At 68.7% G+C, this 24,071-nt stretch carries 22 protein-coding genes; 16 read left to right on the forward strand and 6 right to left on the reverse strand.

The features are described from left to right. Nucleotides 1-105 precede the first annotated feature (105 nt). A complete protein-coding gene (locus tag BLV02_RS17490) occupies nucleotides 106-1,161 on the forward strand; it encodes an ArdC-like ssDNA-binding domain-containing protein (RefSeq protein WP_083289108.1) in 1,056 nt (351 codons plus the stop codon). An 11-nt stretch (nucleotides 1,162-1,172) separates the two neighbouring features. Here BLV02_RS17490 and BLV02_RS17495 read toward each other — a convergent pair whose 3' ends face one another. Then, nucleotides 1,173-1,457, reverse strand: a complete 285-nt coding sequence (locus BLV02_RS17495; RefSeq protein ID WP_069114069.1) for a hypothetical protein — start codon at nucleotides 1,455-1,457, stop codon at nucleotides 1,173-1,175. Next, nucleotides 1,454-2,008 carry a hypothetical protein gene (locus BLV02_RS17500; protein ID WP_069114070.1) on the reverse strand — a complete coding sequence of 185 codons (555 nt, stop codon included), beginning with the start codon at nucleotides 2,006-2,008 and terminating at the stop codon, nucleotides 1,454-1,456. The genes BLV02_RS17495 and BLV02_RS17500 overlap by 4 nt, the downstream gene beginning before the upstream one ends. Nucleotides 2,009-2,380: 372 nt before the next feature. Here BLV02_RS17500 and BLV02_RS17505 point away from each other — a divergent pair, with 372 nt between their 5' ends. Next, nucleotides 2,381-2,590 carry a helix-turn-helix transcriptional regulator gene (locus BLV02_RS17505; RefSeq protein WP_069114071.1) on the forward strand — a complete coding sequence of 70 codons (210 nt, stop codon included), beginning with the start codon at nucleotides 2,381-2,383 and terminating at the stop codon, nucleotides 2,588-2,590. A gap of 4 nt (nucleotides 2,591-2,594) precedes the next feature. Here BLV02_RS17505 and BLV02_RS17510 read toward each other — a convergent pair whose 3' ends face one another. The 4 genes from BLV02_RS17510 to BLV02_RS36575 form a co-directional block, all read right to left on the reverse strand. After that, a complete protein-coding gene (locus BLV02_RS17510) occupies nucleotides 2,595-3,080 on the reverse strand; it encodes a TrmO family methyltransferase domain-containing protein (RefSeq protein WP_069114072.1) in 486 nt (161 codons plus the stop codon). A gap of 34 nt (nucleotides 3,081-3,114) precedes the next feature. Beyond that, on the reverse strand, nucleotides 3,115-4,488 hold the full coding sequence (locus BLV02_RS17515; protein ID WP_141711784.1) for an NsdA family TPR-like regulatory protein: 1,374 nt from the start codon (nucleotides 4,486-4,488) through the stop codon (nucleotides 3,115-3,117). A gap of 108 nt (nucleotides 4,489-4,596) precedes the next feature. Further along, nucleotides 4,597-4,737 carry a hypothetical protein gene (locus BLV02_RS36570; protein ID WP_176986526.1) on the reverse strand — a complete coding sequence of 47 codons (141 nt, stop codon included), beginning with the start codon at nucleotides 4,735-4,737 and terminating at the stop codon, nucleotides 4,597-4,599. A 131-nt stretch (nucleotides 4,738-4,868) separates the two neighbouring features. Further along, nucleotides 4,869-5,039: a hypothetical protein gene (locus tag BLV02_RS36575; protein WP_171906853.1), complete on the reverse strand. Its 171-nt coding sequence runs from the start codon at nucleotides 5,037-5,039 to the stop codon at nucleotides 4,869-4,871. A gap of 468 nt (nucleotides 5,040-5,507) precedes the next feature. Between BLV02_RS36575 and BLV02_RS17525 the strand changes: the two genes are divergently transcribed. From BLV02_RS17525 to BLV02_RS17590, 14 genes are all read left to right on the forward strand, one after another. Next, nucleotides 5,508-6,428 carry a bifunctional DNA primase/polymerase gene (locus BLV02_RS17525; protein WP_069114075.1) on the forward strand — a complete coding sequence of 307 codons (921 nt, stop codon included), beginning with the start codon at nucleotides 5,508-5,510 and terminating at the stop codon, nucleotides 6,426-6,428. After that, nucleotides 6,425-7,093: a DUF2637 domain-containing protein gene (locus tag BLV02_RS17530; protein ID WP_069114076.1), complete on the forward strand. Its 669-nt coding sequence runs from the start codon at nucleotides 6,425-6,427 to the stop codon at nucleotides 7,091-7,093. Before BLV02_RS17525 ends, BLV02_RS17530 begins: the two co-directional genes overlap by 4 nt. Next, complete coding sequence (locus BLV02_RS17535) at nucleotides 7,090-7,908, forward strand: hypothetical protein (RefSeq protein ID WP_069114077.1); 819 nt, start codon at nucleotides 7,090-7,092, stop codon at nucleotides 7,906-7,908. Before BLV02_RS17530 ends, BLV02_RS17535 begins: the two co-directional genes overlap by 4 nt. Next, nucleotides 7,901-8,914, forward strand: a complete 1,014-nt coding sequence (locus BLV02_RS17540; RefSeq protein ID WP_069114078.1) for a ParB N-terminal domain-containing protein — start codon at nucleotides 7,901-7,903, stop codon at nucleotides 8,912-8,914. Before BLV02_RS17535 ends, BLV02_RS17540 begins: the two co-directional genes overlap by 8 nt. Before the next feature lie 52 nt (nucleotides 8,915-8,966). After that, nucleotides 8,967-9,659: a hypothetical protein gene (locus tag BLV02_RS17545; RefSeq protein ID WP_069114079.1), complete on the forward strand. Its 693-nt coding sequence runs from the start codon at nucleotides 8,967-8,969 to the stop codon at nucleotides 9,657-9,659. Nucleotides 9,660-9,672: 13 nt separating this feature from the next. Then, a complete protein-coding gene (locus BLV02_RS38590) occupies nucleotides 9,673-10,836 on the forward strand; it encodes a lytic transglycosylase domain-containing protein (RefSeq protein WP_069114080.1) in 1,164 nt (387 codons plus the stop codon). Nucleotides 10,837-11,265: 429 nt separating this feature from the next. Next, the gene (locus BLV02_RS38040; protein ID WP_171906854.1) at nucleotides 11,266-16,476 is read left to right on the forward strand and encodes a DUF6531 domain-containing protein; all 5,211 of its coding nucleotides are present in this window, start codon (nucleotides 11,266-11,268) and stop codon (nucleotides 16,474-16,476) included. Continuing rightward, nucleotides 16,477-16,872 (forward strand): Imm1 family immunity protein, encoded by a 396-nt coding sequence (locus BLV02_RS17560; protein WP_074946411.1) that lies wholly within the window; start codon nucleotides 16,477-16,479, stop codon nucleotides 16,870-16,872. Nucleotides 16,873-17,190: 318 nt separating this feature from the next. Continuing rightward, nucleotides 17,191-18,288, forward strand: coding sequence for an autotransporter outer membrane beta-barrel domain-containing protein (locus BLV02_RS17565; protein WP_141711785.1), 1,098 nt, complete (start codon nucleotides 17,191-17,193; stop codon nucleotides 18,286-18,288). A gap of 723 nt (nucleotides 18,289-19,011) precedes the next feature. Further along, nucleotides 19,012-19,428, forward strand: a complete 417-nt coding sequence (locus BLV02_RS17570; RefSeq protein ID WP_069114084.1) for a hypothetical protein — start codon at nucleotides 19,012-19,014, stop codon at nucleotides 19,426-19,428. Between the two features lie 94 nt (nucleotides 19,429-19,522). After that, a complete protein-coding gene (locus BLV02_RS35720; protein ID WP_141711786.1) occupies nucleotides 19,523-20,641 on the forward strand; it encodes a hypothetical protein in 1,119 nt (372 codons plus the stop codon). A gap of 184 nt (nucleotides 20,642-20,825) precedes the next feature. Beyond that, entirely contained in the window at nucleotides 20,826-21,134 is a 309-nt protein-coding gene (locus tag BLV02_RS17580; RefSeq protein ID WP_069114086.1) for a DUF6112 family protein, read from the forward strand. Beyond that, entirely contained in the window at nucleotides 21,074-22,624 is a 1,551-nt protein-coding gene (locus BLV02_RS17585; RefSeq protein ID WP_216094493.1) for a TrbL/VirB6 family protein, read from the forward strand. Before BLV02_RS17580 ends, BLV02_RS17585 begins: the two co-directional genes overlap by 61 nt. Next, nucleotides 22,614-24,068 (forward strand): SCO6880 family protein, encoded by a 1,455-nt coding sequence (locus BLV02_RS17590; protein WP_069114255.1) that lies wholly within the window; start codon nucleotides 22,614-22,616, stop codon nucleotides 24,066-24,068. The genes BLV02_RS17585 and BLV02_RS17590 overlap by 11 nt, the downstream gene beginning before the upstream one ends. The last annotated feature ends 3 nt before the right edge of the window (nucleotides 24,069-24,071 follow it).

Genomic DNA, 24,071 nt, shown 5'->3' on the forward strand with positions numbered 1-24,071 from the left:
TGCGGATCGCCTCGCCCACTTCTCCCTCGACGAGCATCGGCCGACGGGACAGGAGAAGCGCAGGTGGCGACCAGTGGCGACAGGGCGGCCGCTCGTGAGGAGCGCATGGCGGAGCACGGCGCCAAGCTCGAATCGGCAGTCGAGGACCTGGTCACGGGTGAGGACTGGATCAGAGCGATCCGGTTCGCGGCGAACTTCCGCTCGCGGTCATTCGGCAACACGCTGTTGATCTATGTCCAGCACCACCAGGCATACCTCGAGGGCCGCGTTCCCGAACCGATGCCAACGTTCGTCGCCGGCTACAAGCAGTGGCGGAAGCTCGGCAGGTCGGTCGACCGAGGGCAGTCCGGGTACGCGATCCTCGCGCCGGTCACTCGGCGGTTCGCCACGACCGATCCAACCGATCCGAGATCATGGCGTCGACTCGACCGTGGCGAGAAAGCTCGACCGGGCGAGGTCGTGCGTAGCAAGCTCGTGGGGCTCAAGCCCGCCTATGTGTGGGACCTCAGTCAGACTTCCGGCCGCCCGATACCCGAGCAGCCGGCCCCACAGCTGCTGAGAGGCCAAGCCCCGGAAGGACTCTGGGACGGACTCGCGGCTCAAGTCGAGGCCGCCGGCTTCACGCTGAGCCGGGTGCCCAATGCCGCCGCCATCCGCGGCGTCCATGGAGTCACCAACGTCCAGAACAAGACCGTGAAGATCCGCGCCGACGTCGATGACGCCGCGGCGGTCAAGACCTTGGCGCACGAACTGGCCCACGTCGTGCTGCACGCCAAGCCGGACGGGATGATCAACGTCATGCATCGCGGAATCGCCGAGGTGGAGGCCGAGTCGGTGGCGATGATGATCGGTGCGAGCTACGGGATGGACACCAGCGACTACTCGGTGCCGTACGTTTCCACGTGGTCGAACACCGTCGCCGACGCTGAACCACTGCAGGTGGTCCGTGCGACCGGCGAACGCGTCCGCCGAACCGCACTCGCGATCCTCGATCAGCTCCCCGAACCGCCGGTCGGTGACGGCCTGCCGCCCGGCCTCGATTCGCCAGCACCCTCGACCACGGCGCGGAACGGCGAAACGCCGGCGAGTCGCGTCCAGCGACCCACCGGCGTCCCCGAGCCCGATGGCCTACAGCCTCGCGTCCCGCCCGCCGCGCGTTGACTCTTCAGCCGTCAGACGGAGGCACTCACCTGACGCGCCGCGGCCTCGACGAGCGACGCCCCGATGGCTTCGGCCTCGTCCGGCCGAAGCTCCAGCACCACGGACGGGCCACATCGTGGCGCGGCCGTCAACTCGACCTGGTCGTGGCCAGCCTCGGAACCGACGAGGTTGACGCCCAGCAGCCACCGATCGCGGCCGGCCACGACCGACGTGACGTATTGGCGGTGGGTGCGGTGTTCGCCGGCCTCGTTGCACCATTTGAGGACGCATTCCTGCGGTGGCGTGGTGGTGGTCATCGCGGTAGCTCGCTCTCGTGGGTGAAGAAATGGCGGACGTGGTCGAGTTCGGCCTTGACGGTGCTGAGCTGGTCGAGGGCCTGCTGGTAGCCGGCCAGGTGCTGCTCGGCGACGTTGACGGCGCCGGCGGCGCGGTCGAGCAGCTGGTGGCCGGTCTCGGCGACGAGGATGCGACCGGCGCGCCAGTCGATCTTGCCGCGGTAGCCGAGCACGAGCCCGCCGAGGCGTTCGGTGAGGGCGTCGAGACGGGCGATGATCTGCTCGTCGGACAGCCCGGGCAGGTACCGTTCGCGGGCGTCGGCGAGCACCGCCGGGGTCCAGCCGGCGCGCTGGGCGGTGTCGGCGATCTCGCGCAGCTGCCGGGCGAGGTCGCGCGCCTCGGACGGGGTGAGGGAGACGTCGGCGCGCTGGCCGGAGTCTTCGGGTTCGAGGTGGATGTCGATGGTCGGGCCCTCGGAGTCGTGCCAGGCGACGATCTCGCCGACCTCGTCGCTGACGAACGGTTGGCGCACGATGACGTCGCGACGCTCTTCATGGTGTGTGCTGACCACGGATCTCCTCCGTTGTTCCGTGCGGATCAGCTCGCGCGCTCGGCGGTGCAGTGCATCGAACTCCGGAACCGGCGCCACTCCGATGTGCGCACGAAACCGAGTGACGCCAGGACGGCGTCCCAGCCGGCGACATGCACGACAGGCCCGTCGACTGAGTCCCGAGCGACGAACTGCTCCCGCGCGACCTCGACTGACCGACCGCAACAACTCACCGCGCGACACCTCTACGCGAGCTTCGGCGCCACCACTCAATCCTCCTGAAGGAGGTCCTCAACACTCCATGACCGACGTCGTCGGTTCCTGGCGCCAGCAACCACGCTACGTCTGGCACGCGCACGAAGCAAGGCCCACCTTGCCTGCCATGCTCGATTGGTGCCGATCACGATCGACGGGCAGGAATACATGGATCGAGCTGAGCTCGCCACGTATCTCGGCGTCGAGCAGGACACCATCAGCGCCTGGGCTAGCCGCGGCACCATGCCCAAGCCAGCCCGCTACGTCGGGCGCTCGCCCTTGTGGCTCGTCAGTGAGATCGACGTATGGAACGCAGACCGGCCGGGCAAGGGCTGGCGCGGCAAGTGATCGCTTACCGCTCCCCCGGCGCCGCGTAGTAGTCGGCGAGCATCACGGACGGCCACTCGGGCTCGCTGACCTCGCCACGTGGACCCATAGCGGCGAACCACGGCTTGACGTCCAGGACCGGCGTCCCGTCGACGGCGTCGAGATCTTCGACGTGCAGATCGAGGCCGTCCACCTCGAGCAGCCGGCACCGGGAGACACCCAGCCAGTTGAGCCGGCGCATGTTGCGGTGACCGAACGTGCCGACCTCCGGCCAGTCCGGGTTGTCCCGCGGGCGCCGGGCGCCGAGATTGAGGTCCGTCGGATCGGTGAGGTGGAAGCGGAACACCACCTCGAGGTGTGAGAACGCGTCGAGCCCCTTGACGGCGTCGCTCGTGAAGCGCTCGCCGTCGATCCTGATGATCGAGCGTGTGCCGCCCCAGTAGTCGTCGGTCGGCTCGACCCGGCCGCCCACGACGTGAGCGACGGGCACGACCTCGTACGACTCAGCCATCGATACCTCCTGGGAGCAACCTGACGCTGCCCGGTCAGGACGCCGCCGCACTCACGGTATCGAGGTAGTCCGTCGCCCGCGCGTCCAGATCGACGGCCGCGGGGAGCTTGGCGCGACGGTACGGCGCCAGGGCGGCGCGCATGTCGAGGACGACCTGCCGAGTCCTGCCGGAGTCCACGCCGTCCATCGCGTCCAGCGACGTCGACCAGGTCGCGACCGCACCGTCGACGTCGCCCTGGCGCAGTTGCACCGAGCCGAGGTATCCGAGCGTGACCGCATGCGTCCGGGTGAACGCGCTCGCTTTCCGCGTGCGCACGCTGCGGGCGAACTGCTGCTCCGCGCCGGCGAGGTCACCGAGGTCGCGGAGCGTGCAGGCGGTCTCGTGTGCCAGGCTCGCCTCGCCGAAGAAGAACACGCGGGCCGGCTCGGCGTCACCAGAGCCAGTAGCGGCAAGGTCGTCCTCGGCGCGATTCAACGCCGCTGCAGCATCGGCCTCGCGACCGGCACTGGCCAGCGCCCGCGCGTGGACGACGCCCAGCAGGGCGCGCTCACGCGGGACCGCCATTGCGTAGCGCTCGCCGTCGACCGAACCGTCCGCCAACTGCAGCGCACGTGAGGGCTGGCCGAGGTCGACGGCCTGGTGCGCCATCGCCCGAAGCACGTGTCCGGCCAGCGGCGCGTCGCCAGCTTCGTCGGCCAGCTCCACCGCGGTGCGGAAGTCGCGCCAGGCGACGTCGTGGTCGCCCGCGTCGAAGGCCATCCAGCCGGAGAGATAGGCGAGCTCGCCGGCGGCGGAGAACATCGCACTCCGCACCCGATCGCTGTGGAAGGTGCCGTCGAGGAGAGGCGCGACATGGGCAGTGAAGTACTCGACCGCGGTCGAACGCGCGTGCCCGCCGCCCCGGCGCTGGTCCATGCGAGAGAACAGGCCGACCATGTCGAGAACGGCGTCGACCTCGCCTTTGCCAATCCGCGACCGGCCAGATGGTCCGCCGAGAACGTCGCGGCCAGCGCCTGGAAGGGCGACCGCTGCGGCTCCGAACGCAAGGGCTCCCAGTGCCTGCCTGCGCTCGATCTCCACGTCGATGCTCCCAACGTTCGCCGTCTCGTCCGCCGACACCGGCAGCCTACTGAGCAGTCCTGCGTCGGCCGGCATTAGGACGACGCGACCGTCGACGAGGACTGGGACGGCCACGGATGGCGTCGTCCCGGCCGCCGAGGGCTGGCCATCCGCGGGTGCGGAAAGCTCCGCGAAGCGAGCCTGGACGTCCGGCGCGGATCTGCTCAACGCGACGTCGAGTAGGTCCTGATTGTCGGGCGTCAGCGTGATATCGGCGCCACGGCTCTCCCACTTCGACACCGTGCGGATGGCGACACCGAGATGTTCGGCGAACGCGCGCACGCTCATGCGGAGGGCATGCCGAAGCGCCCTCGTCTCGACCCCGGACCAACGCTGCACAGTCATCTGACACCACGCTTACTCCGTGACACTCGGTCACTGAGGCAGTGAACTGAGTCACGTTACGCGGTCCGTCAGATCAGCACAAGATGTCGTTGCGTCCATCGCGACGTCGGGTGGATCGAGCCAGACGATCTCCGAGTCGCCGCCGTGCCCGTGGATCCGCTCGATGTCGCCTACTGAGGCGAACACGGTCACGGATCGAACCGGGCCGCTGCACCACGCCAGGGTCGCCTCTCCGCTTGGGTACCACGTGCCGTAGGCGACGACGCCGATACCGGAGACCCCGGAGCGATCGCGGTAGCGCCGCAGAGCGAACCGGCGCGGAATCACTCGTCCGACCCAGCTTCGCCGAATCGACCGTCCCACTCCGGTAGCGCGACGGCGGCAGCGACGCCGACGGGCCGCAGCCGGTCGCCGTCACGCTCGACGGGACGAGCCAGCCAGCAGTGTGCCTGCGCATTCCACAGCAACACGTACTCGGTATCGCGACGCAACATGGTCGCCCTCCAGCCGAATCGGCAGTGAGCGGGTCCTCTACTCCCACGCTCGATCCCGATCCTGCGCCGGAACGAGTGCGGGGCCAATGAACCACCGTGGCACCGCCGGTGCACCGGCAATCGTCCGGATTCTCCGAACTCCGCGCGTGCCGGCCGGTTCCACACCGGTGCAGTGCGGATTCATTGGCGCGAAGCGCCACTCGGGAGACGTTTGAAGGTGGCCCCGATGGCGGCGGCAGAACGCACCGCCGGCGTCGGGCGCCAGCCGAAGTGCAGGGCGGCGAAAGCCAGCACGCCCGGCAGCCGATGACTATAGGTATCGTCGCGCGGCCGGTCAAGCGCTGGACAACGCAACCGTGGGGGCGTGTGCCCGCGTCGCAGCGCGTCTGCGGCGCGGATCGGTTGGCGTACCTCCTGGTCAGAGGGCCACAGGAACTGAGTGTGCCCGCGATAGAGGAGGTCCGAAGCATGTCCGACAACCCGTTCCTCGACGCTGCTCTGGCGGCGGCCGATCGGGGGTGGAGGGTCTTCCCGATCGAGCCAGGGGGCAAGAGCCCGGCGTTCAAACGCTGGCAGCAGCTGGCGACGACCGACCACGATCGGCTCCGCTCGTGGTGGCGTGCCGCCGATCGCTGGAACGTCGGCATCGCGACCGGTGAGTCGAGCCTGCTCGTGGTCGACCTCGATCCCGCGCACGGCGCGACCGCCCCCGACCGATTCATGGGCGCCCAGCATGGATCCGACGTCCTCGCGATGCTTGCAGCAGACGCCGGAGCCGCGCCGCCGGCCGAGACGTACACGGTTGCCACGCCCAGCGGCGGACTGCACCTGTACTTCCGGGCTCCGGGCGGCGGCGCGCACCGATCGACCATCGGCACGCTGGGTTGGCGGATCGACACGCGCGGCCGCGGCGCCGCCGTCGTCGCGGCGGGCTCGATGAACGTGGCCGGGTCGTACCGCTTGATTCGCGACCAGCCGGTGGCCGAGCCACCCGGCTGGCTGGTGAAGGCGCTCACACCACCGCCGCCGCCTCGCCCTGGTCCGCCGTTGCGGCTCTCGGCGGACCGTGCCGGCAGATACGTCCAGGCGATCGTGACGAACGTGACCGCCGAGGTGAAGGCGGCGCTGCCCGGTCATCGTCACGACACCGTTCTCAGGGCGGCTTGCACGTTCGGGCGCCTGGTGGGTGGCGGCGAGCTCGCCGTCGATGAGGCGCGTCAGGCTTTGCTTCATGCGGCCGCCGGCCACGTCGGCGTTGCCGGATGGACCGCCGAAGAGAGCGCGCGGACAATCGACGACGGTCTCGCCTACGGGATGCGGCTGCCACGTTCGATCAGCGGGTCGGTCGGCGCCGCCGTACCGGCCGCGCAGGATGGCGTCGACAGATGACGGCGGTCAACGACGAGGCTCATCCGGAGGCGGTTCCGGGCTGGGTGGCCGGAATCGCCGTCGCGGGCACTGTGGCGATCGCGCTGGGCGCGTTCTGGTTGTCGTTCACCTCACTCGCCGACCTCGCGCGTCGGTCCGGGATCGACAGCAGCCAGGCGTGGGCGTGGCCGCTCATCGTCGACGGCATCATCGTCGTCGCGACGATCTCGGTTGTGGCACTACACGAGTACGGACGCGCGGCGACCCGGTACCCGTGGTCTCTGCTGCTAGCAGGCGCAGCTGTGTCGGTGACGGCGAACGCGGTCGACGCGGTGGTCTCGGCTGACGCCTCGGTGCCTCCGGTCGTCGCCGCCGCGGTATCGGCGGTGCCTCCGCTCGTGCTGCTCGCGATCACGCACCTGACGGTCGAACTGACCCGGCGAGCCCGACGGGGTCCGGCGCCGCGCGTCGCTGACGAAGACCTGCCCGTCGATCGCCGCCAGGCGGCGCGGCACCTGCGTGCCGGCGGCGGGTCATACCGACGGATCGCTGCCGAGCTGGGCGTGCATCCGTCGACCGTCGGGCGATGGCTCGGCCAGCGAGGCGCCGACGAGACGACGGACACCGAGACCGAGGAACCGGGAGCGTTGGCGCACCTCTCTGCCAGGGAGGGAGCACACGCATGAGGAACAACAGCGACGAGTCGGCGACGTTCGATGCCGAGGATGTCGAGCAGTTCATCAGCACGCCCGAGGGCTTGCGGGCGGTCCTGACGGTGATCGATCGGCTCGGACCGGAGGGGTGGCAACTGCCGGCCGTCGAGGTGCTGATGAGAGTCGTGGCTCGTCGATACACACCGGTGGCACGAGCGTGGCGGCGGCCGCCGGAGGACGCCGCTCAAGCCGCGTGGCTGGCGATGCGTGGTCGTTCCGCGCGCACGGCCGAGGACCCGTGGGGCGTGGTGACCCGGGCGGTGGAGCTGTCGATGCAGGCCGAGGCGTACGGCGAGCGGCTGCTGATCTCGCCGGAGAAGGCGCGCCGGCCCAAGCACCGTCCCGGCGAGACACCCGTGCGTGCAGGCGAGCACGAGGAGTTCCTGTACGACGTGATCTCCGCCGGCGGCGCGGAAGGCGCCGGCGATGGCATCGACCGTCTCGTCGCCACGATCGCGGCGTTCCTCGTGGTCGCCGGATGGAACCACCACGACGCACGATGGGCAGTGGAGTACGTGGCGTCGCGCACGGCGGACCTGGGATCGCAAGACTCCGCGCGCGATGTGCTCCGCCGCGACGGCGCGATCCGGCTGCGCCTGGGGCTGCGGCAACGCGACTGGACACGGTTGCTCGGGCTGCTCATCGGTTCACGGGTCGGTGCGGCGCCGGCCGGGCAGCTCGGCGTGTTGGAGCGGGTGCTGCTCGGTGACACGCTCGCCGATCTGCTGACGGACGCCGAGCTGATGGACCTGGCCCGCCGGATCAGGCCGGAGGCCCGCGATGGCTGACGGGTACGTCCTGCGGCACGCCGTCGACGAGATCCAGGTCGGCCGCGCCTACCGGACCGACCTCGGCGACGTCGACGGCCTCGTCGAGTCGATCAGGACCGTCGGGCTGCTGCACCCGATCGTGGTGAGCAAGGCCGGTTGGCTGATCTCCGGTCTGCGGCGGCTGGAGGCCGTGCGGCGGCTCGGGTGGCGCGAGGTGGACGTCTGGGTCGCGGCCAAGGTGTCCGATCGCCTGCAGCGTGCGCTTGCTGTGCGCGACGAGAACAGCCTGCGCAAGGACCTCAACCCGATCGAGGCCGCCGCGCTCTACAACGAGCTCAAGGAGCTCTACGCCGAGGAGGCCGGTCGGCGCCAGGCCAGCACACGGTTCGGCGCCGAGCGGGCCGGCACCGACGGTTCCGTCGATTCGACGGAGCCGTTGGACGCCCGGGTCCAGGCGGCTCGCGCGATCACCGGCCGCGACTCGCACGGCATGCTCGAACAGGTCCTCGAGCTGCAGCGCCTGGTCGCGGACGACGCCACACCCGCGTGGTTGCGCGCCCAGGTCCAGGACGGCCTCGCCGGGATAGGCGTCGACGGCAAGGTCAACGGCCGCTACCTGGCCATCACGACCGCCCGTGCCCGCCACGAACTCGAGCAGGCCGCCGTCGACGAGACCCAGCCCGCGGCAGCTCGCGACGTGGCGAAGGCTGAGCTCGAACGGCTCGCCGTTCTCCGTAGTCCGCAAGCCGTCGCCCAGGCCGCGAAGCGAGCCACCCAGCGCGTGCACCAGGTCGCCGATGGCGTGAGCAGACGCGTCAGCGCCGAAGCTGCCGCCGTGCAGCGGCTCGCGGCGAGCCTGAAGAAGCACTACGGCTGGTGGGACCTCGTCGACCCGGACACCGTCGCCGAGCACCTGACCGCCGAGCAGTGGGACCTGCTCACCTCGACCTGGGCCGCGACCGAGCGGTTCATGCGCGAGACCGTCGCCGCCCGCGAACGGCGGACCACCGACGCGGGCGGCTGAACGCACCTCTCGGGTGAACACCTCCGACGCACCCGATCGAGGAGACACCCAGGTGATCACCAGCCCCGCTCAGTGGACCGCCCGCCGACGCCTCGTTGCCGCCATCTCCGGCGGCCTGGCGCTCGTCGCCGTCGTCATCGTTGGCCTGTACGGGCTGGCCGGCGACCCGGAACCCGGGCCGTCGGTGACGCTGGAACCGGTGGGACCGCTCCCCCAGACGCCGCCAACCGGCGCGCCCACCGACGACCCGTCGACGGCGCCGGAGCTTCCGGTCCTGCCCGAGACCAACGACGCCGTCCCCTACGCCCGCGAGGTCGCCAACGCGTTGTTCACCTGGGACACGATGTCCGGGCTCACCCCACGCGACTACGCCAACGTCCTGATCGCCGACGCCGACCCGTCCGGCATCGAGACCAGCGGCCTCGTCACCGACGTGACGACGTACCTGCCGGCCGACGACGTCTGGCGACAGCTGCGCCAGTACGAGACCCGCCAGTGGCTGGAGGTCTACGGCATCCAGGTACCCAGCTCGTGGGGCCGGATCGTGTCCGAGTCGCGAGGCCAGATCCCCGACGGCACCTGGGCCGTGACCGTCCGAGCCTACCGGCACCGCGAAGGCGTCTGGGAAGGCCAGCAGGACACCACCCGGGAGAAGGTGGCGTTCACCGTCTTCGTCGGCTGCCCGCCGCGGTTCGACGAACGCTGCCATCTGCTGCGGCTGTCCGAACTCGGCAACCCGCTCTGACCGTCGGCCGGTCATGCTGAAGAAGTCCTTGCTCGCTCTGGTGGGCGGGCTCGTGCTGCTGGCCCCGACGGTCGGGCTGCTCGCCATCGCCGCGCTCATGAACCCCGGAGGCCAGTCCGCCGTCAGCTGCGCCGAGGTCCCCGGCGGCTCGTCCGGCCAACTCGCCGACGACGCGCCCGTGCCCGATGCCGCCCGGGCCTGGATCGCGATCGCCACCCAGGCGTGCGCGGACCTGCCCGAGACCTGGGTCGCCGCGGTCATGGCGCAGGAATCCTCGTTCCGGCCCGACGTCTTCGCGATGGACGTCAACGGCGGCACTTGGGGGCTGTTCCAGATCAACCAGCACATCTGGCGCACCGTCTACGGCGACTTCGACACCGACCGCAACGCCAACGGCATCTGGGACATCCGCGAACCGGAGATCCACGCCGAGTACGGCGCCCGCTACCTCTGCAACCTCCTCGACGACGTCCGCGCCACCCGCGCCGCCCACCCGGACTGGCCATCCACGACAGAGCTCACCGAGCTCGAAGCCCTCGTCATCGCCCACAACGCCGGCCCCGGCCGGCTCTCCACCTACCCCGACATCCTCGCCGTAACCCGGGACTACCTCGACAACGTCCGGCAGCGGATGCGCGACTGGGCCGTGCCGGCGACGGTCGCGACGGCCCCGCCGGATCCGTCACTACCGGGCGGCGAGGCGTGCGAGCCTGACGGACCCGGATCGGTCGGCGAGCTGCCGCCACCACCCGCGCCGTTCGCCGGCGTCCCAGGCGGCCTCGTCCCCGACCCGACCAGCTCCGGTCTCATCACCCGCCAACTGCTGCACCTGCTCGCCGAAACCAGACGCGCGTTCCCCGACACCGGCTGGTCCTGCTGGTCACCACGCCCCGGCACCAGCTCCGAACACCCCGTCGGCCGCGCCTGCGACGTCACCTACGGCAACCAGATCGGCACCTACCCCACCGATGTCCAAGTCGCCGAGGGCTGGCGCATGGCCACCTGGCTCCAACACCACGCCACCGCCCTGCGCGTCGAGTACCTCATCTGGCAAGGCGTCATCTGGTCCCTCGCGCGCGACGACGAAGGCTGGCGCCCCTACGACGGCGGCGGCATGCACGACCCCAATTCCCCCACCGGCGGCCACTACGACCACGTCCGCATCACAATCCTCTAAGTAGACGAGCCCGTTCTCGGTTTCACCTCGCCGCTGCCGCTAGCCCTGCTGGAGCATTGACAACCGCAGCGACTCCCTGGCCAAGCCGGCCGCACAGGACCGTTCGCCACCTCGACAGTCACACTGAGTGACGGCCGCAGGCTTGTCCAGACCCGCCTATCGAGGCACCGCGATCGAGCGCTGCTCCGACCGTATGGCGCGACGACCTGCTCAGAGGCGCCACCAGAGGCGCGCCACGGGAGGACACCTAGGTCGACGCTGTGACGTATGCCACACACGGACTTCACTCTGAGTTACTTGTGCCCGATTTATGCCGTACGGCAGAGTATCCGCCCAAAGGATTACATCTGCAGGGGGTAGTAAATGCGTGGGTGGGTTCGTGCTGTCTCGATACCTGTCATCGTCGGCGTCCTCAGCACGGCGTTGTCGATGCCACCGTCCTTCGCCGACCAAGAGCCAGTTGCACGAACCGAAGCGACCACCGATGGGCTCCCGACCAACGCCGACGAAGGTCAGCGCGCCGAGCCCCCCGCTCTGATTCCTTCCGAAAACCGGATCCCCGGGGTGGGACTCAAGAGTGAGATCGAGTCACAGCCGACCGCCGCATCCGTCGCAGACGGACCGCTGCCGAGCGAGCGGAGCGACTCGTTCTTCCCTGCCTTGGCACCCACGCCACCGACGATCGTGGGCTACGTGCCGACGTCCCTCGCGCCCGGCTGCGCCGAATGGGGAGCTCTCCGCTGGACCCATCCTGACAGTAGACCCAACGGGTTGGTCCACCTCTACACGTTCGAGCTCTATCGCGACTCCGACGACGCAATGGTGTGGGACCAGCTCTTCGACTACACCTTAACCGGCGCGGGCGTCGTCAGCGACGTCGCCGGCGACTGCGAATCAATACTCCCGGACCCGCAGGCCACACCGATCGTCGAGTTGGGAGAGTCCTACTACGCGAAGGTCTACGCGTGGGATGGCACCGGGTGGAGCGCACCGGCGACGTCATCCGCGTATCCAGCGGTCGCGCTTCCGGGTCTGACCGACGAGGCCGCGCGAGGCGTCTGCGTCTGCGACACCTCAACGGGTCGTCTATACCCGTTGAACATCCTGCGAGCCGACCCCGTGAACACGGCGACCGGGACCCTGACCGAGTCGGCCACGGACCTCACCATCCCCGGCGTTGGGCCAGCAATCTCCGCTAGCCGGACGTACAACTCGACCGACCCAACAGTCGGGCCCCTCGGCAAGGGTTGGAGCTTCCCCTACTTCTCTGAGCTCGAGTCAGCAGCATCGTCGGTCACCTACAAGGCTGAGGACGGTCAGGAGGTCGAGTACGCGCTGCAGGGTGGCGCGTACCGCCTCCCACCAGGCGCCTCGACGCGGCTGCGGTCCGTGTCAGGCGGATACCAGCTTGAGACGAAGTCGCATCAGGTCATCGGTTTCGATCAAAACGGACGCCTGGAGTACGCGCGCGACTCCTCCGGCCAAGGCGTCTCGCTCGCATACGCGACGAATGGAACGCTCGACAAGATCACTGACGCGAGTGGCCGCGAGGTCGATGTCACCATGGACGCGTCGGGCAAGGTCACCGCGATCGCGCTGTCCGATGGTCGTTCGGTCTCCTACGGCTACACCGGCGACCTGCTGACATCCGTGACCGACGTGCGCGGCGGCGTGACGGAATACGAGTACGACGCCGCCGGACGCCTCGCAGCCATCACGGATCCGCTGGGCAATGAGGTGATGCGCTCGACGTACGACGCGCAGGGCCGCGTCATCTCACAGGTCGACGCCGGCGGCGGAACGTGGGGTTTCGAGTACGTCGACGACGGCGCCTACCAAACTACCCGCACGACCGATCCACGCGGCGGCGTGAGCCGCGACGTCTACTACAACAACGTCTTGGTCGAGTCCGAAACCGCGGGCGGCGCGATCACGACGTACCAATACGACGAGCGGTTGCGGCTCGCCGCCACCGTAGATCCGCACGGCCGGACAACGCGTCACACGTACGACGCCAACGACAACCTGCTCTCAACCACGCACCCGAACGGTGACCGTGAGGCCTTTACGTACTCGTCGGGCGGTGACTTGCTCACCGAGACCTCACCTGAGGGCCGGAAGACAACCTATACCTACGACGCGAATCACCGTGTCGCGACCACAACCGACCCAAACGGCGGAGTCACCTCCTACACCTACAACACTGACGGTCAGGTCCTGACCGAGACCTCACCCGAGGGCAACGTCACGGAGTTCGAGTACGACGCGCAGGGCAATCGGGTGGCCACCATCAGCCCGGAGGGTCGCCGCACGACGGCGACCTTCGACGCCTACGGTCGGCTCGAGTCGCAGACGACGGCGCGGGGCCACGTGGCCGGCGCTGACCCGGCGGACTTCACGACCACTTTTGCTTACGACGTGGCCAGCAATCTGACGTCGTCCACTGACCCGTTGGGCCATGTCACGGAGTACGAGTACGACCTCAACAACCGGCGCACGACGGTGATCGACCCCCTGGATCGCCGTACGGAGACCGAGTTCGATGCCGCCGGACGCGTCGTCAAGATCATCGAACCCGGTGGCGCGGAAACGGTCCACGAGTACGACCTGGCCGGCAACCAGGTGGCCACGACCGATGCCGAAGGTGGTAGGACGACCCGGACGTTCGATCTCGACGCCCACATGATCACGATGACCGCTGCTCGCGGCAACGAGCCGGGCGCGGAGCCTGCGGACTTCACCTGGGGCTACGAGTACGACGGGCTGGGGAACGTGGTCGAGGAGACCGACTCGGCCGGCGGGATCGTCTCGTACGGTTACGACGAACGCTATCGACAGACCAGCGTGACGAACCAGGCCAACGAGACCACCACGACCGCATATGACGGCGACGGGAACACCGTCAGCGTCACCGACCCGCTCGACAGAACGGTCAGCACGACATACAACGGGCTGAACCTGCCGGCCACGGTGACCGATCCTGCGGGGAAGGTCTCGACGGTGATCTATGACCGGGACGGGAACCGAACTTCCACGACGACGCCGCTGGGCCACAAGGCGACCTTCACGTATGACGGCGACGGCATGCTCGTCCAGGACCAAACCCCCAACGGCAACGGCCGGATCTCGACCTATACATACGACGCCGACGGTAACCAGATCCGTACCGTGGACCCCCAGGGCCGCTTCACGACCGCTACGTTCGACAACGCCGGCCGGGTGAGCAGCCGCAGTTTGTGGAACGTCACCACAACGTACGGGTACGACGACGCCGGCCGCCTCACCACCGTCACCGGCGGCGACGGCGCGGTCACCGAGTACGGGTACAACACCGCTGGCGACCTGGTCACAGTGACCGACCCGAACGATCACGTCACGACTCACACCTACGACGACGCGCACCGCCGCACGGCAACCACGGACGCGTTGAACCGCACTCGCACCTTCGGGTACGACGCCGACGGCAACCAGACCAGCACCGTGCTCGCCCGAGGCCCAGCATCAGGTGACCTGGCGCGGTGGACGGTCACGCAGAGCTACGACGAACTGGGCCGCCGCACCGGCGTGACCACAGGCTCAACCGCCTCCACGGCCAGCTATGCCTACGACCCGGTCGGGCGGCTCACCGGAGTCACCGACGCGGGCGGCACCACGACCACGGTCTACGACGACGCCGGCCAGATCGCCTCGGTGACCCGGGGCAGCCAGGCCTACGGCTACACCTACGACCCCCGCGGCATGGTCAAGACCATCACCCAACCCGGTGGCGTCACCGTCACCAACACCTTCGACGACGACGGCCGCCTCGCCACCACAGCCAGCACCAACGCCGGCACCACCGCGTTCAGCTACGACAAGAACAACAACCTGACCCGGATCGACAACCTCGCCGCAACCGGGCTGGTGAACCGCTGGCAGCAACGCAACTACGACCGCGCCGACGCCCTCGTCAGCACCACCACCGGCACCGGCACCACCACCGACCCCACCCAGACCGTCACCTACAGCCGCGACGGCGCCGGCCGCCCGTTCGTGATCCGTCGCGGTGCAGGCGGCACCCAGGCACCCGGTGAGGCGCACTTCTTCGACGCGGCCGGCCGTCTAGCCCAAGTGTGTTACGACGCCAGCTCGATGTTCGGGCAGAACTGCGCCACCGCCGACGAAACCCTCGCCTACACCTACGACGGAGCCGGCAACCGCCTCACCGAAACCCGCACCGGCGGCACCACCCCCGGCACCACCACCTACACCTACGACGCCGCCAACCAACTCACCCAACGCGGCAACACGACCTACAGCTACGACGCCGACGGCAACCAGATCAGCGATGGGGCAACCAGCTGGACCTACGACGAACTCAACCGCCTGGTCGGCATTGACACTCCCACCGCCGACAGCCAACTCACCTACGACGGCCTCGGCAACCGCACGAGCGTGACAACCGGCGCGACGACGCGGACGTTCTCGTGGGACATCAACAACCCGCTACCCCTCCTCACCAGCGTCACCCAGGGCACGAGCACCACTCGGTACCGCTACGGCCCCGACGCGATCCCGGTGAACGCCAACATCAATGGCACCAACCACGCCCTACTCACCGAAGACCTCAACAGCCTCACCACCACCTACAACCGCACCACCGGCGCCAAATCCTGGACCACCACCTACGAACCCTTCGGAACCCCCCGCAACACCACCAGCACCGGACTCACCACCGCCCAGGTCGGCCTCGGCTACACCGGCGAATACCTCGACCCCACCACCGGCCTCCTCAACCTCCGCGCTCGCAATTACAACCCCACACTCGGCCAATTCACCAGCACCGACCCCGTCGAAACCCCCCAAGGCACGCCTTCCATCTCCCCATATGCTTACGTCGACAACCGACCCACCGTACTCACCGACCCCAGCGGCGCATGCTTCTTCATCGACATGCCCTGGATACCCGGATGCAGCGAGCCGAGCTGGGCTGACGAAGTTACTCCCGCAACGAATGGTGTCCTCGCCGGACTGATATCCGCGGCAGAGGACACGTTTTACTTGACAGGAATGGCCCTCGGCGTCGACTGGGTTGGCTACGACGGTGACCTTGCCCAACAATTGTTCGATGAAGCCGCCGTCGAGGGCAACTATCACGGTGAGACGTATCAGCAGGCTCAATTGGTGGGTGGCCTCGTTGCGCTCGTAGGTGGCGCCGCCAGCACTGCCGCAAGCCTCGCGCGAATCTGCACGTCCCTCGTCAGGAAGATTAGGCCGCCCGTGGCCTCGGGAGGCTTGGCCACGGAGGTCCCCGCCTACGCAGGAAGCCGGACAGCGGGGACCCTGGTCACACCCGATGGCGCGGAGTTCCCCTTGATCAGTGGCTGGCATCCGCCAGCGGCATCGATGCCCCAAGGCACGCCCGGCATGAACATCGTGACAAAATCGCACGTGGAGGCACACGCCGCGGCGATTATGCGGAACCAAGGACTATCCGAGGCAACCCTCTGGATCAACCGCGCGCCCTGCGGAGGGAAACCCGGCTGCGCAGCGATGCTCCCGCGGATGGTCCCCAGCGGCTCAACCCTGACCATCAACGTCGTGCCGAACGGATCAGCCGGCTCGATCGCGGACACATTAATCATTCGAGGAATAGGTTAAATGCTCGCCCGATACTTACCACCCAACACGGATACCCCGCGAGAATCGTCGATCTCGTCGGAACAGGATCTCGATCGCCTCCTGGCCGAGGCAGCGGATCTCCGAACCGAACGCGGCATCCCTACTCTAGAACTCATCGCACCCAACGGCGCAACCTTGGTTATCGCCCAGGCTGGAAATGGTGTGGTCATTATGTGGATCGACGCGCTCGGCGAGTCCATGCACAGCGTGGGATCCACGGATACTCAAGGCACTGTCGTATTCGACTACTACGGGTCGTACACAGAAGTCCCCGCGGAATTCGTAGTTCCACCGGAGCTTGGCAAGGCGGCGGCACTGGAGGTCGCCGCCAAAGGCCAGCCCTTCGTGCCGGGGCTAACTATGGCCCCTGATTGACGCAGGTTCACGCTGCGCTCTTCACCCAAGCGTCCGATGCATGCGAGGGTTGGCTGACATTGTCCTCCCGATCACGTTAGCCCCGCTGCTGAGCCTCCGGCTACGACATCGTCAATCCGCGCAACGATGGCCGATCATCTCAGGCGTGCTCAAATGTCCTGTCGGCATTTGGCAAGTCACATCTAGAACGCCGCAGGACAACGTAGCGTCGGGCCGAGGCAGTTCAGTGTGGAGCCCGGCGGCGATTGGCATACTCCTCGGCATTCTTGAATTGGAGCTCAGATGACTCACCCCGAACCAGCACGATTAACTCGTAGATTGGCCATTGCACTAGGCACTGTTGGCGGCGCAGGCACCCTCGCGATTGCCACGAGCGGCGACGCTCATGCTGCCAACGGCGATCCGATTGTCTTGGGTCAGTCGAATACGTCGTCGGCGGTGACGCGGGTGACCTGTTCTGGCAACGTCGTTGGGCTCGATGTCCGGAGCACGAGCACTGGGACGGCGGCGCATGCGATCACTGGTCTGGGGGTCAATGCTTACGGCATCGTGGCGTCGTCGACGGGCCATAACGGTGCGAAGTTCACCACGGACGCCGCCAATCGTTTTGGGGTGTGGGCGGAGAACACTTCGCCGACCAGCGGGACTGGTCTGGCGGTTTTTGCGCGCAACACGTCGGCCCAGCTAGGCGCCGGGGGTGCGACAGCGATCCGCGGGATTCAGGGCGCTGGCGCAGAAGCGCTGCTGTTGTCGGTGCGGGCGCAGCGGTGGCCGGCTGCGGGTGAGTTCGCCGGCCCGAACGGGGTGATCGGTGCCAGCGCGCAGGGAGGCACCGGGGTCATCGGTCACTCCGAGGCCGGCACCGGTGTGCTGGCCAGCACGAACACCCCTGGCGTGGATGCGCTCTACTCGGCCGGTAACGCAACTGTCGCTGGTGATCTGGCCGTGCAGGGCATGGTGAGCAAGTTCGGCGGGTCGTTCCGGATCGATCATCCGCTGGATCCGCAGAACCGGTACCTGTCGCACTCGTTTGTGGAGTCCCCGGACATGATGAACGTCTACAACGGCGTCGTCGACGCCGACGACACCGGCGCGGCCACCATCGATTTGCCGGAGTGGTTCGAGACGCTCAACGCCGACTACCGCTACCAGCTCACCCCGCTCGGTGCTGCGGCACCGGATCTGCACGTTAGTGCCGAGGTCGAGGACAACCGGTTCGCCATCGCGGGCGCCAAATCGGGGCAACGGGTGTCCTGGCAGGTGACCGGGATCCGCCGCGACCCGTGGGCCGAGCAGAACCGGATCCCCGTCGAGCACGCCAAGCCCGACAGCGAGCGCGGCACCTATCTGTACCCGCAGGGCTTTGGCCAGCCCGCCGAACTCAGCTTGTCCGCAGACCAGACCGATCGTTCGTGATCTCGCCACACTCGAGCACTAGGACGCCTGCGTAAGGAGAACCATCGTGAGCGAAGAGCAGATGAAGCCACGGCTGGCGCGTCGTGCCCTGCTCGGAACCGGTGCGGCCGCAGCCGCCGGGTCTCGCCGTGGCCGGCTCAAGTACGGCGAGCGCGGCCGACGGCGACCCGCTGCTTGTCGGTCGGACCAATACTGCGACCGCGGCGACAACGCTGAATAGCTCGGCGAGCGCCGATGCGCTCTGTGTCAACAGCACCGGTTCGGGAACCTCGGCCAGCGGAATCGTCGCAACTTCCACTAGCGCATACGGACTCATCGCCTTCTCAACGGGTACAGCGGCGCGAGACTTGCGTCGCAGCTGCCCAACACCTTCGGACTCTGGGCCGAGAACACCGCCACCGATACGGGCACCGGCGCGGCAATCTACGGGATCAGCAGAGCAGGCGGTACCGGCGCCCAAGGCGGCACGGCCGTTCGCGGCGTCCACGACCCGAACGCGGCCACCTTCCTCCGAACGATCCGGACCACTCATGCCCCCAAGCTGCCGGCGAGTTCGCCGGACCCAGCGGCGTCATCGGGGCGAGCAACCAGGACGGCGGCATCGCTGTCATCGGCCATTACGAGACCAGCCACGGCGTCGTCGCCACCACCAACGCCCCTGGTATCGATGCGCTGTTCTCCGCCGGCAATGCCACCATCGCAGGCGACCTGGCCGTGCAAGGGATGATCAGCAAGTTCGGCGGGTCCTTCCACATCGACCACCCTCTGGACCCGCAGAACCGCTACCTCTCGCACTCGTTCGTCGAGTCCCCGAACATGAAGAACGTCTACGACGGCGTCGCCGTTCTGGACGTGATCGGAGCAGCCACGGTCGAGCTGCCGGACTGGTTCGAAGCGCTGGCCCGGGACTTCCGCTACCAGCTCACCCCGATGGGCGCCTCTGCGCCCGACCTCTACGTCAGCTCCGAGATCGACGACGGCAACTTCGCCATCGCCGGCGGGGTGCCCGGACAACACGTGTCCTGGCAGGTCACCGGCATCCGCAAAGACCCGTGGGCCGAGGACAACCGCATCCCCGTCGAGCACCACAAACCCTCCAGCGAACGCGGCACCACCCTCTACTCGCCCGCCCCACCGTAGCGGCCCGCACCACCAGCATCGCGAACCACGACCAGGTCGACGAACACACCATCCGAAGAACGGAGCGCACATGCCCGAATCCCAGTCTCGACCGATGACCCGCAGGGCCGCCATCGCAGCCTCCGCGGCCGCAGGCGCCGGTGCCGTTGCGCTCGCGACCGGCGAAGAGGCCCACGCCGCCAATGGCGATCCGCTCATACTGGGTGCATCGAACTCCTCGTCGGCGGTCACCGCTGTCGAAAATTCGGGCAACACCACGGGCCTGCGGGTGAGCTGCTCAAGTACGGGCACGTCGGCGGTCGCGCTGGTCGGCAAGGGAATCAACGCATACGGTCTACTCGCCTCGTCGTCCCAGTTCAACGGCGGCCGAATCTACGCCGAAGTACCTGGCCGGCACGGACTCCTGGCGGAGAACGTGTCGACGACCAGCGGATCCGGTACAGCACTTTGGGCTCGCCACAGATCGACCGGCACCGGCAGCGAGGGCGCGACTGCGGTCCGCGGGATCCAAGGGGATGGAGCCGATCCACTACTCAGCTCCATCCGTGCGACCCTGTGGCCCGCCGCGGGCGAGTTCGCCGGCCCGAACGGTGTGATCGGCGCCAGTGCACAGGGCGGCACCGGCGTCATCGGGCACTCCGAGACCGGCACCGGCGTCCTCGCCAGCACGAACACCCCTGGCGTCGACGCCCTCTACTCCGCCGGCAACGCCACCATCGCCGGCGACCTCGCCGTCCAAGGCATGGTCAGCAAGTTCGGCGGATCCTTCCGCATCGACCACCCACTCGACCCCCAGAACCAGTACCTCTCGCACTCCTTCGTCGAGTCCCCGGACATGATGAACGTCTACAACGGCGTCATCGAAGCCGACGACACCGGCGCGGCCACGGTGGAGCTGCCGGACTGGTTCGAAGCGCTCAACCGGGATTTCCGCTACCAGCTCACCCCCATCGGTGCGGCCGCACCCGACCTGCACGTCAGCGGGAAGGTCGACGGCGGCCGGTTCTCCATCGCCGGCGCCCAGCCGGGTCAAGAAGTGTCCTGGCAGATCACCGGGATCCGCCGCGACCCGTGGGCCGAGCAGAACCGCGTCCCCGTCGAGCACGCCAAACCCGAAACCGACCGTGGCACCTACCTGTATCCGCAAGGCTTCGGCCAGCCCGCCGAGCTCAGCCTGGCCACACGACAGAGCGCGCGCCCTGGGGCGAGCTAGCCGACGAAGCGATGTCCATCGTCAAAGCGTGAGGCGTCGCCCGAGCTCGCGCAGGTCGCTGTGCCTCTCGAGGGCTCCGCGACGCTCTTAACCTGCCCCGCTGAGGCCGAGGCGGTGCACCAACGGGAGACGATCATCCTGGCCCGCGCGTGTGCATCCGGGTCGAGGCGCTCACCTCCTGTGCATGCAGAGCCATTCCCATGCGACGCAGTATCCGGGCGCGGTCGACATCTCACCAAACGATGACGGACTGCCAGGCATAGCCGCACTACGGGACATCGTCGGCGCGGGGATGACGATCGGGCTGATCCTGTCGGTCCTCGCGCTGATCGTTGCCGCGGTGATCTGGGGGTTCGGCGCCAACTCGTCCAACCCGCACATGGCGAGCCGCGGGAAAACCGGCGTGTTGGTGGCGTGCGGTGCGGCGATCTTGTGCGGCGCCGCAGTGACGTTGGTGAACTTCTTCTGGGACGTCGGGCAGGGCATCTCCTGATGCGGGCGGCGATGGGTATCTGCGATGTCCCGGTGATCGCCGAGGTCTGCAGCCTCGGCGGCGAGGCGGCCGGCGCGCTGGTGGCGGCGCCGTTCGACTGGCTGGCTCAAGCCGTCGGCGGCGCGGCGGCCTGGATGTTCGAGAGCGTGTGGGCGATCTTCGACACGACCACGCTGGTGGACCTGACGTCGGAGCAGTACGTCGCGGTCTACAACGTGGTGTTCGGTGTCGCGATCTTCGTGATGCTGGTCTTCTTCTTCCTGCAGGTCGCCTCCGGGCTGATTCGCCGCGAACCGGCCGTCCTGTGGCGGGCCGTGCTGGGGCTGGCGAAGTCGGTGCTGGGGTCGTTCGTGGTGATCACGCTGACGGCGATGCTGCTGGAGGTCGTCGACCAGCTGTGCGTGGGGATCGTGCACGCGACCGGGACCACGATGGAGGAGATGGGCGAGCGGATCGCCGCGATGGCGCTCGGGCTGACGGCGATCAGCGTCGCCGCGCCCGGTGTCGGGGCGATCCTGACGATCGTGCTCGGCGGGCTGGCTGTCGCTGGCGCGGCGATCGTGTGGGGCACGCTGCTGATCCGCAAGGCGCTGCTGCTGGTCGCGATCGTGGTGGCGCCGCTAGCGCTGTCCGGGGCGTCGTGGGACGCGACCCGCGGCTGGATCGGCCGCTGGGCAACGTTCGTGCTGGCCCTGATCGTGTCCAAGCTGGTCATCGTGCTGGTGTTCCTGGTCGCGGCAGCGCAGGTGTCGTCGCCGCTGGACTTCGACCTGGCCTCGATCGCGGATCCGATCGCCGGGATCGTGCTGATGTTCATCGCCGCGTTCGCTCCGTACATGACGTACCGGTTCATCAGCTTCATGGGCATCGACCTGCACCACGCGGTTTCGGCCGAGCAGGAGTCGAAGGCCGCGGTCGGGCGCCCCGCACCAATGTCGGCGCAGCAGCTCGCCGGTCTGGCCACGGTCGTCGGTGGTCCCGCAGCTGGGACAGCTGGTGGTGCCGGCCGTGCCGTCAGCGCTCCCGGGCCGAGTGGCGCGGCGGCCACGTCCGCAAATGCGGGGCCGCCGGCCGCAGCTGCGGCCGGCGGGACCGCGGCTGCGAAGGCGGCGGGCTTGTCGAGGCCGTCTGAGCCGACCGAGGATGGCCAGCCGGCCGCAGCGGGGGACGCATCCGGGGAACGCCGCCCGTCGCCGCACGCCGCTGCCGGGAACGAGCGGGGCGACGGTCCGGAGACACCCACGGGCGGCCCGGATCGGCCTGCATCCGCGGACAGCCCCGACTTGAAGGCTCCGGGTAGCGAACAGGAGCAGCCGCGGCCCAGCATCGACCCGACGCCGTCGCCCAGGACGGCAGGGCCGATGCCCGACGAGGCACCGCCGGCACAGCCTCCGACCCCGACCCCTCAGACACCGCCCGCGAGGCCCGAGCCGACGCCGCGCACGCCGCAACGTCCGCCGGCCGGTGACGGAGGTCCGGATGGCCACTGACTCCGGACCCGGCCTGGTCGCGGTGAAGTTCTCCCGGTTGACCCGCCGCGGCGTCCTGCTGGGCCTGTCGGTGGCGCAGCTGGTCAGCGTGTCGCTGGGCATCGGCACCGGCGTCGTAGGCCTCTACGTCGCCGGCGGCACCGGCCTCGTGCTCAGTTCCCCGTTCCTCGTCGGCGTCGCGCTGCTGACCTGGGTCCCGGTCGGCGGTCGCAAGCTCGTCGAGTGGCTCCCGCTGGCCGGGCACTGGCTGGTCCGCAGCCTTGTGCGGCAGCTGGCGTATCGCCGCCGGATCGTGAAGCCACGCCCGTCCGGCACGCTCGCGCTGCCGGGCGATGCCGCGGCGCTGCGTCACTATGACGACCCGGAGACCGGCGCGGTCATGGTGCACGACCCGCACGCCGCGACGCTCACCGTCGTGCTCGAGGTGAAGCACCCGTCGTTCGTCCTGCTGGATCCCGCGGACCAGCAGCGGCGCGTGACCGGGTGGAGCCGCGTGCTGGCGACCTGCTGCCGTTCCGGGCGGATCGCCCGACTTCAGGTGCTGGAACGGACCCTGCCGGACTCCGGCGCCGGGCTCACTGCCTGGTGGCGAGAGCACGGCGTCGACGATGGCTCCTGGGTCGCACGCACCTACGGCGAGCTGGTCGAGCGGGCCGGCCCGGTCGGCGAGCAGCACGTCACCACCGTCTCGCTCGCGCTGGACCTCAAGGCAGCTGGCCGTGCGATCCGCTCGGCCGGTGGTGGCCTGCGCGGCGCGGCGCACGTCCTGCGCCAGGAGATGACCACCCTGGCGACCGCGCTCCGCTCGGCCGACCTCACGCCGTCGCCGTGGTTCACGCCCGACGATCTCGCCGTCGCGCTGCGCACGGCCTACGACCCAGCCGTCGCCACGGCGCTCCAACGGGCCAGCGACGTCGGCCGCAGCCTCGCCACCGCCGGCCCGGTCGCCGTCGAGGAGACCTGGGACCGGCTCCGCTCCGACAGCGCCCACCACGCCGTCCTCTGGATCTCCGAATGGCCCCGCACCCAGGTCTTCCCCGGCTTCCTCCACCCTGTCCTGCTGACCAGCGGGGTGCGCCGCAGCGTGACGCTGCTCTGCGACCCGCTGCGCACCGACCGCGCCGCCCGCGACATCCGCAAGCGACGCACCGAGTACGTCTCCGACGCCGCACAGAGGGCCAGGCTCGGGCAGATCGAGGACGCCCAGCAGACCGCGGAGTACCACGACGTCCTGCAGCAGGAATCCGACCTGGTCGCTGGCCACGGCGTCCTGCGCTACACCGGCCTCATCGCCCTCTCCGCACCCACCATCGACGAACTCGAATCCGCCGTCGCCCAGCTGGAACAGGCCGCCATCCAGGCATCGTGCGAGACCCGCCGCCTCGTCGGGCAGCAGGCGCAGGCCTTCACCGCAGCCGCGCTCCCCCTGTGCCGGCCGCTCTGAAGA

Source organism: Jiangella alba (genome assembly GCF_900106035.1).
In the GTDB taxonomy this organism is placed as follows: domain Bacteria; phylum Actinomycetota; class Actinomycetes; order Jiangellales; family Jiangellaceae; genus Jiangella; species Jiangella alba.

Bases quoted from the DNA above. Each gene is read 5' to 3' on its own strand.
- BLV02_RS17540 (WP_069114078.1), top strand. From the start codon at position 7,901: ATGGCTGACGGGTACGTCCTGCGGCACGCCGTCGACGAGATCCAGGTC.
- BLV02_RS36575 (WP_171906853.1), bottom strand. From the start codon at position 5,039: ATGTTGCGTCGCGATACCGAGTACGTGTTGCTGTGGAATGCGCAGGCA.
- BLV02_RS38040 (WP_171906854.1), top strand. From the start codon at position 11,266: ATGCCACCGTCCTTCGCCGACCAAGAGCCAGTTGCACGAACCGAAGCG.
- BLV02_RS17570 (WP_069114084.1), top strand. From the start codon at position 19,012: ATGATCAGCAAGTTCGGCGGGTCCTTCCACATCGACCACCCTCTGGAC.
- BLV02_RS38590 (WP_069114080.1), top strand. From the start codon at position 9,673: ATGCTGAAGAAGTCCTTGCTCGCTCTGGTGGGCGGGCTCGTGCTGCTG.
- BLV02_RS17510 (WP_069114072.1), bottom strand. From the start codon at position 3,080: ATGGCTGAGTCGTACGAGGTCGTGCCCGTCGCTCACGTCGTGGGCGGC.
- BLV02_RS17580 (WP_069114086.1), top strand. From the start codon at position 20,826: ATGCAGAGCCATTCCCATGCGACGCAGTATCCGGGCGCGGTCGACATC.
- BLV02_RS17495 (WP_069114069.1), bottom strand. From the start codon at position 1,457: ATGACCACCACCACGCCACCGCAGGAATGCGTCCTCAAATGGTGCAAC.
- BLV02_RS17530 (WP_069114076.1), top strand. From the start codon at position 6,425: ATGACGGCGGTCAACGACGAGGCTCATCCGGAGGCGGTTCCGGGCTGG.
- BLV02_RS35720 (WP_141711786.1), top strand. From the start codon at position 19,523: ATGACCCGCAGGGCCGCCATCGCAGCCTCCGCGGCCGCAGGCGCCGGT.
- BLV02_RS17560 (WP_074946411.1), top strand. From the start codon at position 16,477: ATGCTCGCCCGATACTTACCACCCAACACGGATACCCCGCGAGAATCG.
- BLV02_RS17515 (WP_141711784.1), bottom strand. From the start codon at position 4,488: ATGAGCGTGCGCGCGTTCGCCGAACATCTCGGTGTCGCCATCCGCACG.
- BLV02_RS17590 (WP_069114255.1), top strand. From the start codon at position 22,614: ATGGCCACTGACTCCGGACCCGGCCTGGTCGCGGTGAAGTTCTCCCGG.
- BLV02_RS17525 (WP_069114075.1), top strand. From the start codon at position 5,508: ATGTCCGACAACCCGTTCCTCGACGCTGCTCTGGCGGCGGCCGATCGG.
- BLV02_RS17490 (WP_083289108.1), top strand. From the start codon at position 106: ATGGCGGAGCACGGCGCCAAGCTCGAATCGGCAGTCGAGGACCTGGTC.
- BLV02_RS17535 (WP_069114077.1), top strand. From the start codon at position 7,090: ATGAGGAACAACAGCGACGAGTCGGCGACGTTCGATGCCGAGGATGTC.